Here is a 12,638-nt window from a genome sequence, read left to right as displayed (position 1 = left end):
GTGTACTCACCTGCCCGGACGCGTGTACGACGTCGGGCGCGACCGCTCATCCTGCCGTATCCGCACGCCTGATCGGCACCGCAGCTGCGCGGATCGGCCGACGACAGGCTCCACGCCCGGGGGAATGTCCGGATGTGCTCGGCGGTACGCCGGCCTCCTCCTCAGATCACCTTCAGCCGGACCAGCGCACCCAGCGTCAACGCCCCCGGCAGCAACGGCAGCCAGACCGTGATCACGCGGAACGCCAGCACCACCGCGGTCGCCACGGCCGCCGGGCCACCGGCCGCCACCAGGGCCACCACCAGCGCGGCCTCCACCGAACCGAGGCCGCCCGGCGTCGGGACGAGGGCGACCGCGACCGTGGCGGCGAGATAGGCGAGCGCCATGTGCGTCACGGGGATGTCGAGCCCCAACGCCAGCCCCACCGTGACCAGTACGCCCGCCTGGAGCGCCGGGAAGGCCAGCGAGCCACCCCACAGCGCCAGCACCCGTGCCGGTCGCGCGTGCACCGCGCGGGCCTCGCGCAGGGCCGTGCCCACGAATCCCGACACGGCCGAACGCAGCCGTCGTACCAGGAACACCGCCGCCACCGCGCCGCACACCACGACAACCGCCGTCACCAGCAGGGGAGTCGACGCGCCCGCGGGCAGCAGCGGGCCGAGGCGCAGGGCCCGGGGGAACGCCACCAGCAGGGCCAGCAGCAGGCCGACCCGGGCGACGGACTCCGCCAGCAGATACAGCGCGAGCGCCGCCGACGAACGGGTCGCCGAGACCCCGCACACCATCATGAACCGCAGGTTCACCGCGCTCGCGCCCAGTCCCGTCGGCAGCAGATGGTTCGCCGTGCCCGCCGCGAACTGGGTGGCCAGCAACCGCCGCACGGGCAGCCGCTCGACCAGCGCCCCCTGCCGTGTCACGGCCGCCGCGACCCAGGTCAGACAGGTCACGCCGACCGCGGCGACCAGCCATGGCCACCGCGCCGCCGCGAGACGGTCGAACCCCTCGGCGAGAACGGAACGGTGCCGTACGGCGACGACCAGGACCAGCACGAGCGGGAGCAGACAGAGGATCCGCCGCACCGGAACGCGCCGGGGGAGTGGTCGGGAAAGCCGGGTCGCTGTCACACCGGGAGAGGCTCTCCGCGCCCGGCCAACAGGGGGTTGCGGGCGTGCGGACGGCGACTGACCGGCGGCGGACGTCACCGCGCTCCGGCGTACGCCGAAAAGCATTTGACCTCAAGCTTGGTCGAGGTTCTAGCGTCGTCCCCATGAGTATGGAGACCACCGCCTGGACCCAGCTGCAGGGTCTGATGACCGCCCAGCGGCACAGCCGCCCCCTCGCCCGGGCCACGCTACGGCGTATCGGCGCCTTCGCCCGTCCACATCGTCGCCGTATCGCGTGGTTCGTCGGCCTCAGCGTCGTGACCGCGCTGCTCGCCGTGGCGACGCCGGTGCTCGCGGGGCACGTCGTGGACGTGATCGTCTCGGACGGGGACGAGAACCTCGTCGTCCGCCTTGCCGTGCTCATCGCCGTCATCGCCGTCGCCGAGGCCGCGCTCGGCCTCGTGGCGCGACGCCTCTCGGCGACGCTCGGCGAGGGCCTCATCCTCGATCTGCGAACCGCCGTCTTCGATCATGTGCAGCGCATGCCGGTCGCGTTCTTCACACGTACTCGTACGGGAGCGCTCGTCAGTCGTCTCAACAACGACGTCATCGGCGCCCAACGCGCCTTCAGCAACACCCTGTCCGGAGTGGTCGGCAACGTGGTCACGCTGCTGCTGACCCTCGCCGTGATGCTCACCCTCTCCTGGCAGATCACCCTGCTCTCCCTCGTCCTGCTGCCCGTCTTCGTGGTCCCCGCCCGGCGCATGGGCCGGCGCATGGCCCGGCTTCAGCGGGAGGCGGCCGACCTCAACGCGGCCATGGGGACCCGGATGACCGAGCGTTTCTCCGCGCCCGGCGCCACCCTCGTCAAGCTCTTCGGCCGGCCCGACGACGAGTCCGCCGAGTTCGCGATGCGGGCCCGCCGCGTACGGGACATCGGCATCCGTACGGCGATGGCGCAGTCGGCGTTCATCACCGCCCTCACCCTCGTCTCCGCCCTCGCGCTCGCCCTGGTGTACGGCCTCGGCGGCTGGTTCGCGCTGCGCGGCACCCTGGAGGCCGGCGCGATCGTGTCCCTGGCCCTGCTGCTGACCCGGCTGTACGCGCCGCTGACGGCGCTGGCCGGGGCGCGCGTCGAGGTCATGAGCGCCCTGGTGAGCTTCGAGCGCGTCTTCGAGGTACTGGACCTCAAGCCGCTCATCGAGGAGAAGCCCGACGCCCGCGAGGTCCCCGAGGGCCCGGTGGCCGTCGAGTTCGACGACGTCCGCTTCGGCTACCCGTCCGCCGACAAGGTCTCCCTCGCCTCACTGGAGGAGGTGGCCGCCCTCGACACACGGGGCGGCACCGAGGTCCTGCACGGTGTCTCCTTCCGCGCCGAACCCGGCCAGACCGTCGCCCTCGTCGGCTCCTCGGGCGCCGGCAAGTCCACCGTCGCCCAACTGCTGCCCCGGCTCTACGACGCGGACGCGGGCACGGTCCGGATCGGCGGCGTCGACGTACGCGACCTCAGCGCGGCCTCGCTGCGCGGCACCCTCGGCATGGTCACCCAGGACGGCCACCTCTTCCACGACACCGTCCGCGCCAACCTGCTCCTCGCCCGCCCCGAGGCGACGGAGGAGGACCTGTGGGAGGTGCTGCGCCGGGCCCGCCTCGACGACCTCGTACGCGCCCTGCCCGACGCCCTCGACACCGTCGTCGGCGAGCGCGGCTACCGACTCTCCGGCGGAGAACGCCAGCGCATGACGATCGCCCGGCTGCTCCTGGCCCGCCAGCGCGTCGTCATCCTCGACGAGGCCACCGCCCACCTCGACAACACCTCGGAGGCCGCCGTCCAGGAGGCGCTCGCGGAGGCGCTGGAGGGCAGGACCGCCGTGGTCATCGCCCACCGCCTGTCGACCGTACGGACCGCCGACCAGATCCTCGTCGTCGAGGCGGGCCGGATCGTGGAGCGCGGACGGCACGAGGAACTGCTCGCGGCGGACGGACGGTACGCGGAGCTGTACCGGACCCAGTTCGAGAGGTCCACGGCCCACGAAACCGGGGCGGAGGCACCGGTGGCGGCGGTCTAGGAACCGTACGGTTCCCCCGGGGGTTCAGCCCTCGACGCCGGTGGTCGCGTGGGCGGCGCCGACCGGCTTGGACTCCGGGGAACCGCGCTGGCGCAGATAGATCGAGAGGATCGCCATCGAGGCGATGGCGAGGAACTCGGACTGCCAGTTCTGCAGCGTACGGTTCCAGAAGTCGGCCGAGACGACGTACGTGGACCAGCTGTCGGGAGCCTGGAGGTGCCGCAGCTGTTCCTCGTTGTACGCCGCCACGCCCGTGATCGACTGGGCCAGCCACGACAGCACGAACACAACCCCCATGACACACCCCAGCGAACTCGCGTACACCTTGAGCCGCAGGCCGCCGGCCGCCGCCCAGCGGGGGGAGTCCGGGCGGGCGTGCGGGCCCACCCGCTGTTCCTCGTCCGATTCCACCTATCGCCTGGCCGACCAGGGCGAGGACGAACAGCGTCAGCAGGACGGCACCCGCCGCGACCGCGCCTCGCCACCGCCAGGGCATCCGGGACCTCCCGTCCGGTCGTCCGCGCACACGTCGACGGACGGTAACCCCGCCTCCGGACCACGCCCGGGTGCCGCGCGACAGGCCCGGTCCGCCGTCCCCCGGCCGGGGCAACCCGCGCTACGACCCTTCCGCGCCCGCACCCGTGCCCGCGCCTTGGTCCCCGTCCACCGGCAGCCGATACACGGCGAAGGCACGCCGGATCACCGGCTGGGCGACATTGCGCACCCGCACCCCACCGCTGGTGATGCCGTGCTCGGTGCCCAGGTGGGCGTGGCCGTGGACGGCGAGATCGGCGCCGGACTCGTCCATCGCCTCGGCCAGCAGATAACTGCCCAGGAAGGGATAGATCTCCAGCGGCTCACCGACGAGCGTGTCCGGTACGGGGGAGAAGTGGGTGAGCGCGATACGCACCGCGCAGCCGTCCTCGGCCAACTCGTCCAGCGCCCGGCGCAGTCCGTCCGCGAGCCCCCTTGTGTGACGGACGAAGGCCTTCATCTCGGGTTCGCCGAACTCGCTGCCGCTGCGCCCGGCGAAGCCGCCGCCGAACCCCTTCGTGCCGGCCACCCCGACCCGTACCCCGTCGACCCGGACGACGGTCCCCTCGCCCTCCAGCACGGTCACCCCCGCGTCCCGCAGCACGGCCGTCACGTCCTCGGGCCGCTCGGCGTGGTGGTCGTGGTTGCCGAGGACGGCGATCACCGGCACCGGCAGCCCCGCCACCTCGTCAGCGACGACCCGCGCCTCCTCCGGTGTGCCGTGCCGGGTCAGATCACCGGCGAGCAGCAGCAGGTCGGCGTGGTCGGGCAGGGTGTCGAACGCCGGGCGGAGCAGACCTCGGCCGTCCGGCCCCAGATGGATGTCCCCGACGGCCGCGACCCGGATCACGACAGCTCCTCGGGACGGTCCGGCGCGGTGACGTCGGCCAGCGTGATGTCCGCCCGTACGGGCACACCCGGCAGCTCCTCCGCCGCCAGGCGCAGGATCGCCTCACGATCGGCCGGCGTGGACGCCGTGCCGGTGATGTGCACGGCGTCGCCGCGCGCCTCGATCCGCATCCCGAGCTCGGCCAGCTCGCTCCGGGCGAGCCGCTCCTCCAGATGGGCTATGCGGTACTCGGTGTGCGCCGGCGGGTGTGCGGCGCGGTGTCCCGGGCCGTCCGCCGGCGGGTGCTCATGTCCTGTCGCCATCGCCGGTCTCCTCCGGCTCGATCACGTGGAGGCGCTCCAGCAGGAAGAGGAACGCGGCCGGCATCGGCTCGGCACCGCACTCCTGCCGCACCCGGTCCCAGTCGATCTTCTCGCGCAGGGTGCGGGCGATCGGCAGCACGGCACCGAAGTCGCAGTAGTGCTCGGAGAACGCCAGGAGACGTCCGACGAGCAGATCAGTCGCCGCCAGCACGGGCATCCACACGGACTGGACCGACAGCACCTCCGCCCGGTCCAGCAGTTCGCGGCTGACCGGGGCCCGGGACGGCCGGAAGATCAGGTCGACCTCCTGGCCCTGGCTCCGGGTCTTCAGCAGCCAGTCCTCGGGCGGCTCGACCACGGACAGCCCTGCGGCCTGGAGGGTGGCGGTGACCGCCTCGATGTCCTCCGGCAGCACACAGAAGTCGACGTCGTGCTGAAGCGTCCCCGGCCCGCCGTGGGCGTACACGGCGACGCCGCCCGCCAGCGCGAAGGGATGCCCACCGGCCTTGAGCAGCGAAGCGACCTCCTTGGCCGCTTCGAGGATGGCCTGGGTCCGATCGGGAGGGAGCCCGTCGTCGTCCGGGCCGGCGAGATCGCCCATGCCATCCACGATAGTGCGACCCCGGCCGATGGCCAGCCGTGCGGGTGCGCGGCCTCACCCTGAGTCATCGCGGCAGGCCGGGGGACGGCGCTCCGGCACGGTGCGGTGCCAGGCCGGTGCCGACGGAGGGAGGCCTCGGCGGTGGAGCCCTCCGCTCAGCCGGTGGGGACCTTGGCGTCATGGCCCTGCGAACCCGGGCAGCGGCGTGCGGGTCCCCGGCCGACGGGCCGTCGATCCGCAGATGACGCGGCATCAGACCGGCCGGCACCGCGGCGCCGAACAGCACACAGCACGCCGGCCGCGGTGCAGGAGGCGAGCCGCTGCCCTTGATGAACGCCTGGCTCGCGGTGAGCAGAAGCCCCGCGATGCCGTCCGGCAGCTGTCCGGCGGCACGGCGGCACCGAGGCTGCCGAACACCTTGGGCGATCTCCGCTCCAGCCATGCGGGGAGCCACCGGGCGCGGCGGCCGAGCATCTGCAGGGCCGCGGGGACGATGAGGCTGCGGATGATCACGGCGTCGAGGAGGATGGCGACGGCCAGGCCCAGCCCGAACTGCTGGAGCATGCGGTCGTCGCTCAGGATGAAGGCGCCGAAGATGAATGTGCGCGATCGCCGGGCTGAGGAGATCAGGAGGCGGCTTCGCGGGGGCCGCCCGAGATCAGTCGGTGGCCGGGACGGCGGTGTACTCCTCGTCGGTGACGGGGTTCAGCCAGTGGACGGCACCGTGCCAGCGCTCCTCGTCCGCTTCGAACAGGACGCGGTCACCGGGCCCCGCCCACGCCATACCCGAGACCAGTCGCTCGCCTCCTGGGCTGCCATGCCCCGGACGCACTCGCACCCTTGTCAGGAGCCAGGGGTCGTAACCCTCGCGGGCTGACCCCGATTTCGCGTGCCGGCTGCCGTAGCGACAACTCGCGCTCACTTCATGCTGCTTCTCTCGCGGGGGCAATTGCCTGTTCACGGACGAGCACGCGGGGGATCCCATGAACGATCACGGCCTCTCGGCACAGGGCTTCGACATCTTCGCCGTAGACGCCGGTTGGCCGGCATCACGGCAGGTCATGGGGCACGGCTACGACGAAGTCACCGGCGACGTCCACGTGTCCCTGTGGTTCGGCTCTCCGTACTTCGACCCCCAGGCCGAGCACGTCACGGTCGTCAGCGCCTCCTCCGGAAACGCGGAGGCCGGCATAGCTCTGGAACGCGCTCTCGGCATCTACTACGGCCTTGGCGGGGAACCCCTGGACGGCTTGCCGGTCTCGGAGTCCGTCACCCTCACCACGGACGGGAATCCCACGACGTTCGAGCTCTGGCGCAACAGCGTCAACCGCTGCTGGGTCGCTCGGGGACGCGTCGAGAGCACGGAAGTGGTCCTGTCCGGCTCCGAGATCGAACCCGGCGAACTCAGCCTGGTCCGTGTGAGCGACCTGACCTCGTTCACGAACCCGTTCGAGTCCCTCAGATAGACGGCGGACGAATGGCCACCCCGGAGTCGAGCGACGTTACTCACAAGCATCGGGTGCAGTCTCTCCGTGTAAGGTGAAGAACGCCCTTGACCTGCACAAAGCAGGCAGGGAGCCGTCTTTCGGGAGTCCAACATGCTGCGCACCATGTTCAAGTCCAAGATCCACCGCGCGACCGTCACCCAGGCCGACCTGCACTACGTCGGGTCCGTGACCATCGACGCCGATCTGCTCGACGCCGCCGACCTGCTGCCGGGTGAGCTCGTGCACATCGTCGACATCACCAACGGCGCCCGGCTGGAGACGTACGTCATCGAGGGCGAGCGAGGCTCCGGCGTGATCGGGATCAACGGCGCCGCGGCCCATCTCGTGCATCCCGGCGATCTTGTGATCATCATCAGTTACGCTCAGGTCTCCGACGCCGAGGCCCGCGCACTGCGGCCCAGGGTCGTGCACGTGGACCAGGACAACCGGATCGTCGCGCTCGGTTCGGACGCCTCCGAGCCGGTGCCCGGATCGGACCAGCGGCGCAGCCCGCAGGCCGTCACCGTCTGAGGCCCCCGGCGACCGCCCGGCGTCCCCGATCCGCACGCGAGGAGTGCCATGAGCGACGTACAGATCCGCGACGACCGGGCGGGTGGCCGCCTCGAGGCCTTCGCCGGTGACGAACTGGCCGGTCACATCCAGTACTTCGTGCTCGCCTCCCCGCAGAGCGCGCTCGTCCCGGTCCACACCATCGTCGAGTCCGCGTACGAGGGGCAGGGCGTCGCCGGCTCGCTGGCCAGGGAGCTGTACGGCATCGCGGCCCGCGAGGGCGTCGTCGTCGCCCCCCTGTGCCCGTACGTCGTGAAGTGGGCCGAACGCCACCCCGAGGAGGCCCCCGCCGCCGGTCCCGAGCTGCTGCGGGCCGCGAAGGACTGGCTGATCGCCCACCCCGAGGGCTTCTGAGGAACCCGTCGGCGAAGGCGGTCGCGGCGGCTCGGCCGACCGGGTGCGTGACCGCGCGGGCGACGGGTACCCGATGGATAGGCCCATGGCCGACGTATCCATGGCTGGAGGACGCGATGACACACCCCGACCCGGACCCCGTGAAGCCGGGCCCCACCCCGGGCCCGGGCCCCGACCACCCGGAACCTTTCCCTCCGCCCCCGTTCCCCGACCCGGTCCCCACCCCCGACCCGGACCCCGTGCCCAATCCCCCGGGCCCGGACCCGGTCCCGGGCGAACCGAGGCCGGGACCGCTGTCCTAGCGGAGCGGACGGAGAAGTGTGGCCCGGCGTGAACTCCTCACGCCGGGCCACATCAACCAGGTTCAGGGGCGCGGGGAACTGCGCGACCAGCCACCGACGACCCGCAGCCGCCGACCGATCAGCACACCCACTCCCTCAGGCAGGCTCGCTCCGGCGGTCCTCAGGCCTCGACCTCGCCGCGGCCCTGCCCCCACAGCGTGTGGAACGAACCCTCGCGGTCGACGCGACGGTACGTGTGCGCACCGAAGAAGTCCCGCTGGCCCTGCGTGAGCGCCGCGGGCAGCCGTTCGGCGCGCAGCGCGTCGTAGTACGCCAGCGCCGCCGAGAAACCGGGCGTGGGCACGCCCTGGCGCGTCGCGGCGACCAGCACCTCGCGCCAGTCGTCCTGCGCCGCCGCGATCTCCTGGGCGAACGTCTCGTCGGAGAGCAGGCTCGGCAGGTCGGGCCGGGCGTCGTACGCCGCGCGGATCCTGTCCAGGAAGGCCGCGCGGATGATGCAGCCGCCGCGCCAGATCGAGGCGACCTTGCCCAGGTCGATGTTCCAGTCGTACTCGGCGCGCGCGGCGTCGATCTCGTGGAAGCCCTGGGTGTAGGACACGATCTTGGAGGCGTACAGCGCCTGCTCGACGCGGTCGGCGAAGGCGCCCGCCTCGGCCGCGCTGAGCGGGGTGGCCTTCGGGCCGGCCAGCGAGCGGGACGCGTCGCGCAGCGCGGCGTGGCCCGACAGCGAGCGCGCGAAGACGGCCTCGGCGATACCGGACACCGGAACGCCCAGGTCCAGCGCGATCTGGACGGTCCAGCGGCCGGTGCCCTTCTGCTCGGCCTGGTCGACCACCACATCCACGAACGGCTTGCCCGTGGCCGCGTCCACGTGCGCGAGCACCTCGGCCGTGATCTCGATCAGGTACGAGTCGAGGCGCCCGGTGTTCCAGGTGCGGAAGATCTCGGCGATCTGTGCGGGGGTGTAGCCGGCCACGTCGCGCAGCAGCTGGTACGCCTCACCGATCAGCTGCATGTCGGCGTACTCGATGCCGTTGTGGACCATCTTCACGAAGTGTCCGGCGCCGTCCGGGCCCACGTGCGTGACGCACGGCGCGCCGTCGGCGGCCTTCGCGGAGATCTTCTCCAGCATCGGGCCGAGGGAGTCGTACGACTCGACCGGGCCGCCGGGCATGATGCTCGGTCCGTTGAGCGCGCCCTCCTCGCCGCCGGAGATGCCCGCGCCGACGAAGTGGATGCCCTGCTCGCGCAGCGCGGCCTCCCGGCGGCGGGTGTCGGCGAAGTGCGCGTTGCCACCGTCGATGATCATGTCGCCGGGCTCCAGGAGCGGTGCGAACTCCTCGATCACCGCGTCCGTGGGCCCGCCCGCCTTCACCATGACGACCAGGCGCCGGGGGCGCTCCAGCGCCTGGACGAAGTCCTTGGCGGTCTCGGCCGCGATGAAGTCGCCCTCGTGCCCGTGCTCCTTGATCAGCGCGTGGGTCTTCGCCGCGGAGCGGTTGTGCACCGCGACCGTGTAGCCGTTGCGGGCGAAGTTGCGGGCGAGGTTGCTCCCCATGACCGCGAGGCCGGTGACGCCGATCTGGGCTGAAGTGCTCATACGGTTGGCTCCTATGGATCCTGATATCGGTGGTGCCGTTCCTGCCCGCCAGTATTGTCCTTCGGGCCATCCTGACGTGCACCGGCCCCGTCCGCACTGCGCGGCCTGCCGGGCTTGAGTACGCGGGAAGGGCCCTACCTGCCTCAATGGGGCGCGCAACCAGATGCCTTGTGCGCCGTCCCTGGTCACTCGCGCGCCGGACGGGGGAACTTACGCGCCGGAGCAGGTCGCTTACCCGCCACTCGCGGGACGGGAGCGGCTGAATTTTCGTCTTGTCCTGGCCGGTTCGCGGCGCTTACTTTTGCGGCTCATGGCATAGGCGAGGGGGGCTGCTCCATGGCCGTACGCGGTCGGCACCGGCGGTACCAACCGAACAGGATCAACCGCGCCTCACTCACCGTCACGGCGGGCGGCGCGGGCATGGCGCTCCCGCTGATCGGCACCGGGGTCGCGGACGCGGCCGATGTCGAGACCTGGGACAAGGTGGCGGCCTGTGAGTCCACCAACGACTGGAACATCAACTCCGGCAACGGCTACTACGGCGGCCTGCAGTTCAGCCAGTCCACCTGGGAGGCCTTCGGTGGCACGGCGTACGCCGCCCGCGCCGACCTGGCCACCAAGGAACAGCAGATCGCGATCGCCGAGAAGGTCCTCGACGGACAAGGGCCCGACGCCTGGCCCGTCTGCTCGGAGCGCGCGGGCCTCACCCGTGGCGGCGGCGGGCCGACCCGCCAGATCGAGGACGTGAAACCCCAGACCACACCGCAGTCCCAGGCCGGCAAGGTCGAGATGTACACGGTGGTCCGGGGTGACACCCTCTCCGAGATCGCCGACTCCCAGGACGTCAGGGGCGGCTGGCGCAAGCTCTACGCGGCCAACCGGGCGACCATAGGCTCCGACCCGAACGTGATAATCCCGGGCCAGCGCCTGAGCCTGCACACGGCCGGCCAGAAGCAGGACCAGAAGAAGGAACACAAGCAGGAACACAAGCAGGAGCGGAAGCAGGAAAAGAAGAAGGTCCAGAAGGAGCAGAAGCAACAGAAGCAGCAGGCCTCCGAGAGGCGGCAGGAGTCGGCGTCGCTCGTCGCTCCCGTCAGCGCCTCCCTCGGCACGCCCTACCGCGCCTCCGGCTCCTCCTGGTCGAAGGGCTACCACACGGGCGTCGACTTCCCCGTGTCGACCGGCAGCACGGTGAAGTCCGTGGCGGCCGGGGAGGTGGTCACCTCGGGCTGGGGCGGCTCCTTCGGCTACCAGGTGGTGATCCGGCACGCCGACGGCCGGTACTCGCAGTACGCCCACCTCTCGGCGATCTCCGTGAAGGCCGGGCAGAGCGTGAGCGCCGGACAGCGCATAGGCCGCTCCGGTTCCACGGGCAACAGCTCGGGCCCGCATCTGCACTTCGAGGTGCGGACGGGGCCCGGCTTCGGCAGCGACATCGATCCGATCGCCTATCTGCGGGCGGGAGGGGTTCGGATCTGACGTGGTGCGGGAGGCCCGGTCCGGGCCTCCCGCTCACGATTTCACACGGTCGCGATGCCGGTCGAGGAGTGCCCTCGGCACGTACGGCCCGCCGTGGAAGGGCAGCGGCAGCAGGTTGCCGGGCAGGACGTCCTCCCCGTACTCCTGACTCCGCCGCAGGAACGGGGCCGGTACGACCACCGGCCTGTCCAGGTCGATCGCGCCCTCGTCCGCCCCCGGCGCCCCGACGGTCTGCCGCGGCAGATCCGCGAGCAGCTGCTCCACGGTGAGCGACTCCACGTCGACGGTCCCGGACGCCGCGCCCCTGGACACCAGAGCCCCGGACACCACACCCCCGGACGCCGTCGCCGGCTGTCCGGTGGCCGGAACCGGAAGGCCCTCGTCGGCCCGGTCCGCCCGCGCCTCGTCGCCGAGCCGCTCGGTGGTCAGCAGGATCAGGCCGCCCGCCGCGACGACCCCGCAGCCCAGCGCGAGCAGGGTGCCGGTCGTGCCGTAGCGGAACGTCTCGCCGAACATCGTGATGCCGACCGCGGCCGCCACCACCGGGTTCACCACGGTGAGCGTGGCCAGCGGGGCCGCCAGGCCGGCGCCCCGGTACGCGGCCTGCGACAGCAGCAGACCGGCCGTCGCGAAGACACCGATGACCGCGAGGGACGGCACGTCGGAGAGGGCCACGCCGTGGGTCCAGTCGACGGCGACCGTCTTGGTGAAGACCGAGGACATGCCGAACGCGACACCGGAGGCGACCGCGAGGAGGATGCTGCGGACCGCCGGGTGCCGGTGCGCCGCGCGTCCCGCCACGGTCAGCGCGGCCACCGCGCCGCCGCTGACCACGGCCACCAGCACCCGCTCGGCGGTGTCCAGTGACTGGGCGTCGGCCGAGCCGACCAGGGAGAGCAGTCCCGCGAGGCCCACCGTGGCCATGATCGCGCCCCGCCAGGCCGTCGCGCCCGCCCGGCGGCCCACGAAGAGCGCCGCCATGGGCAGGGCGAAGACGATGGTCAGCGCGCCCAGCGGCTGCACCAGGCTCAGCGGGCCGTAGGCCAGTGCCACCACGTGCAGCAGTCCGCCCAGGCCGTTCAGCCCGACGGCCGCCCACCAGACGGGCCGGCGCAGCGGCGCGTAGGACCGGCCGGGGGAGGACACCGCGACTCGCTCCTGCACGATCGCCCCGCCCGCGTAGGCCACGGCGGAGACGAACGACAGCAGCACGGACAACGCGAGGGCGCTCATGTGCGGCTCCTCAACGCGGCGCGGGGGCTCCCGGCCCGGCGCGGTGAACGCTCGGCTTTCATGGTGTCCACGATGCCTCGGATACGCGTTCGCGTCGTCGTACCTGAGCACTCAATGAGTCCTACTGCCGTTGGAGTACGGGCGACTCGGGGTC

The 12,638-nt window shown here is 72.0% G+C and carries 13 protein-coding genes and 1 pseudogene; 5 read left to right on the top strand and 9 right to left on the bottom strand.

The features are described 5' to 3' along the window. Window positions 1–161 precede the first annotated feature (161 nt). Window positions 162–1,079: a lysylphosphatidylglycerol synthase transmembrane domain-containing protein gene (locus tag HW837_RS06020; RefSeq protein ID WP_234442746.1), complete on the bottom strand. Its 918-nt coding sequence runs from the start codon at window positions 1,077–1,079 to the stop codon at window positions 162–164. A gap of 194 nt (window positions 1,080–1,273) precedes the next feature. Here HW837_RS06020 and HW837_RS06015 point away from each other — a divergent pair, with 194 nt between their 5' ends. Then, the gene (locus HW837_RS06015; RefSeq protein ID WP_093788622.1) at window positions 1,274–3,172 is read left to right on the top strand and encodes an ABC transporter ATP-binding protein; all 1,899 of its coding nucleotides are present in this window, start codon (window positions 1,274–1,276) and stop codon (window positions 3,170–3,172) included. 24 nt (window positions 3,173–3,196) lie between these two features. On the opposite strand, the pseudogene HW837_RS06010 reads toward HW837_RS06015, so the two are convergent. From HW837_RS06010 to HW837_RS49560, 6 genes and pseudogenes are all read right to left on the bottom strand, one after another. Next, window positions 3,197–3,580 (bottom strand): annotated as a pseudogene (locus HW837_RS06010) (DUF6766 family protein); the annotation flags it as partial. A 208-nt stretch (window positions 3,581–3,788) separates the two neighbouring features. Next, window positions 3,789–4,556 carry a metallophosphoesterase family protein gene (locus HW837_RS06005; RefSeq protein WP_045561626.1) on the bottom strand — a complete coding sequence of 256 codons (768 nt, stop codon included), beginning with the start codon at window positions 4,554–4,556 and terminating at the stop codon, window positions 3,789–3,791. Further along, window positions 4,553–4,858, bottom strand: a complete 306-nt coding sequence (locus HW837_RS06000; protein WP_234442745.1) for a hypothetical protein — start codon at window positions 4,856–4,858, stop codon at window positions 4,553–4,555. Before HW837_RS06000 ends, HW837_RS06005 begins: the two co-directional genes overlap by 4 nt. Beyond that, window positions 4,842–5,459 (bottom strand): nucleotidyltransferase family protein, encoded by a 618-nt coding sequence (locus HW837_RS05995; RefSeq protein ID WP_052683092.1) that lies wholly within the window; start codon window positions 5,457–5,459, stop codon window positions 4,842–4,844. Before HW837_RS05995 ends, HW837_RS06000 begins: the two co-directional genes overlap by 17 nt. A gap of 252 nt (window positions 5,460–5,711) precedes the next feature. Next, window positions 5,712–6,041 carry an MMPL family transporter gene (locus HW837_RS50285; protein ID WP_371271395.1) on the bottom strand — a complete coding sequence of 110 codons (330 nt, stop codon included), beginning with the start codon at window positions 6,039–6,041 and terminating at the stop codon, window positions 5,712–5,714. A 76-nt stretch (window positions 6,042–6,117) separates the two neighbouring features. Next, a complete protein-coding gene (locus tag HW837_RS49560) occupies window positions 6,118–6,243 on the bottom strand; it encodes a hypothetical protein (protein ID WP_256254830.1) in 126 nt (41 codons plus the stop codon). A gap of 199 nt (window positions 6,244–6,442) precedes the next feature. Here HW837_RS49560 and HW837_RS05980 point away from each other — a divergent pair, with 199 nt between their 5' ends. The 3 genes from HW837_RS05980 (at window position 6,443) to HW837_RS05970 (ending at window position 7,870) form a co-directional block, all read left to right on the top strand. After that, entirely contained in the window at window positions 6,443–6,925 is a 483-nt protein-coding gene (locus HW837_RS05980; RefSeq protein ID WP_193381408.1) for a hypothetical protein, read from the top strand. Window positions 6,926–7,057: 132 nt separating this feature from the next. Beyond that, a complete protein-coding gene (panD, locus tag HW837_RS05975; protein WP_045561599.1) occupies window positions 7,058–7,477 on the top strand; it encodes an aspartate 1-decarboxylase in 420 nt (139 codons plus the stop codon). A 48-nt stretch (window positions 7,478–7,525) separates the two neighbouring features. Next, a complete protein-coding gene (locus tag HW837_RS05970; protein ID WP_045561598.1) occupies window positions 7,526–7,870 on the top strand; it encodes a GNAT family N-acetyltransferase in 345 nt (114 codons plus the stop codon). 462 nt (window positions 7,871–8,332) lie between these two features. On the opposite strand, the gene gndA is transcribed toward HW837_RS05970, so the two are convergent. Next, window positions 8,333–9,772, bottom strand: coding sequence for an NADP-dependent phosphogluconate dehydrogenase (gene gndA, locus HW837_RS05965; protein WP_045561597.1), 1,440 nt, complete (start codon window positions 9,770–9,772; stop codon window positions 8,333–8,335). 336 nt (window positions 9,773–10,108) lie between these two features. On the opposite strand from gndA, the gene HW837_RS05960 reads away from it, so the two are divergent. Continuing rightward, window positions 10,109–11,251 carry a transglycosylase family protein gene (locus HW837_RS05960; protein ID WP_045561596.1) on the top strand — a complete coding sequence of 381 codons (1,143 nt, stop codon included), beginning with the start codon at window positions 10,109–10,111 and terminating at the stop codon, window positions 11,249–11,251. 33 nt (window positions 11,252–11,284) lie between these two features. On the opposite strand, the gene HW837_RS05955 is transcribed toward HW837_RS05960, so the two are convergent. Beyond that, entirely contained in the window at window positions 11,285–12,484 is a 1,200-nt protein-coding gene (locus HW837_RS05955; RefSeq protein WP_193381409.1) for a DMT family transporter, read from the bottom strand. Between the last annotated feature and the right edge of the window lie 154 nt (window positions 12,485–12,638).

Source organism: Streptomyces caniscabiei (assembly GCF_014930365.1).
Taxonomy (GTDB): domain Bacteria; phylum Actinomycetota; class Actinomycetes; order Streptomycetales; family Streptomycetaceae; genus Streptomyces; species Streptomyces caniscabiei.
This window is presented reverse-complemented; position numbering and strand designations above follow the sequence as displayed.

Bases quoted from the DNA above. Each gene is read 5' to 3' on its own strand.
- HW837_RS06015 (WP_093788622.1), top strand. From the start codon at position 1,274: ATGGAGACCACCGCCTGGACCCAGCTGCAGGGTCTGATGACCGCCCAG.
- HW837_RS06000 (WP_234442745.1), bottom strand. From the start codon at position 4,858: ATGGCGACAGGACATGAGCACCCGCCGGCGGACGGCCCGGGACACCGC.
- HW837_RS05995 (WP_052683092.1), bottom strand. From the start codon at position 5,459: ATGGGCGATCTCGCCGGCCCGGACGACGACGGGCTCCCTCCCGATCGG.
- HW837_RS49560 (WP_256254830.1), bottom strand. From the start codon at position 6,243: ATGGCGTGGGCGGGGCCCGGTGACCGCGTCCTGTTCGAAGCGGACGAG.
- HW837_RS05980 (WP_193381408.1), top strand. From the start codon at position 6,443: ATGAACGATCACGGCCTCTCGGCACAGGGCTTCGACATCTTCGCCGTA.
- panD (WP_045561599.1), top strand. From the start codon at position 7,058: ATGCTGCGCACCATGTTCAAGTCCAAGATCCACCGCGCGACCGTCACC.
- HW837_RS05970 (WP_045561598.1), top strand. From the start codon at position 7,526: ATGAGCGACGTACAGATCCGCGACGACCGGGCGGGTGGCCGCCTCGAG.
- gndA (WP_045561597.1), bottom strand. From the start codon at position 9,772: ATGAGCACTTCAGCCCAGATCGGCGTCACCGGCCTCGCGGTCATGGGG.
- HW837_RS05960 (WP_045561596.1), top strand. From the start codon at position 10,109: ATGGCCGTACGCGGTCGGCACCGGCGGTACCAACCGAACAGGATCAAC.
- HW837_RS05955 (WP_193381409.1), bottom strand. From the start codon at position 12,484: ATGAGCGCCCTCGCGTTGTCCGTGCTGCTGTCGTTCGTCTCCGCCGTG.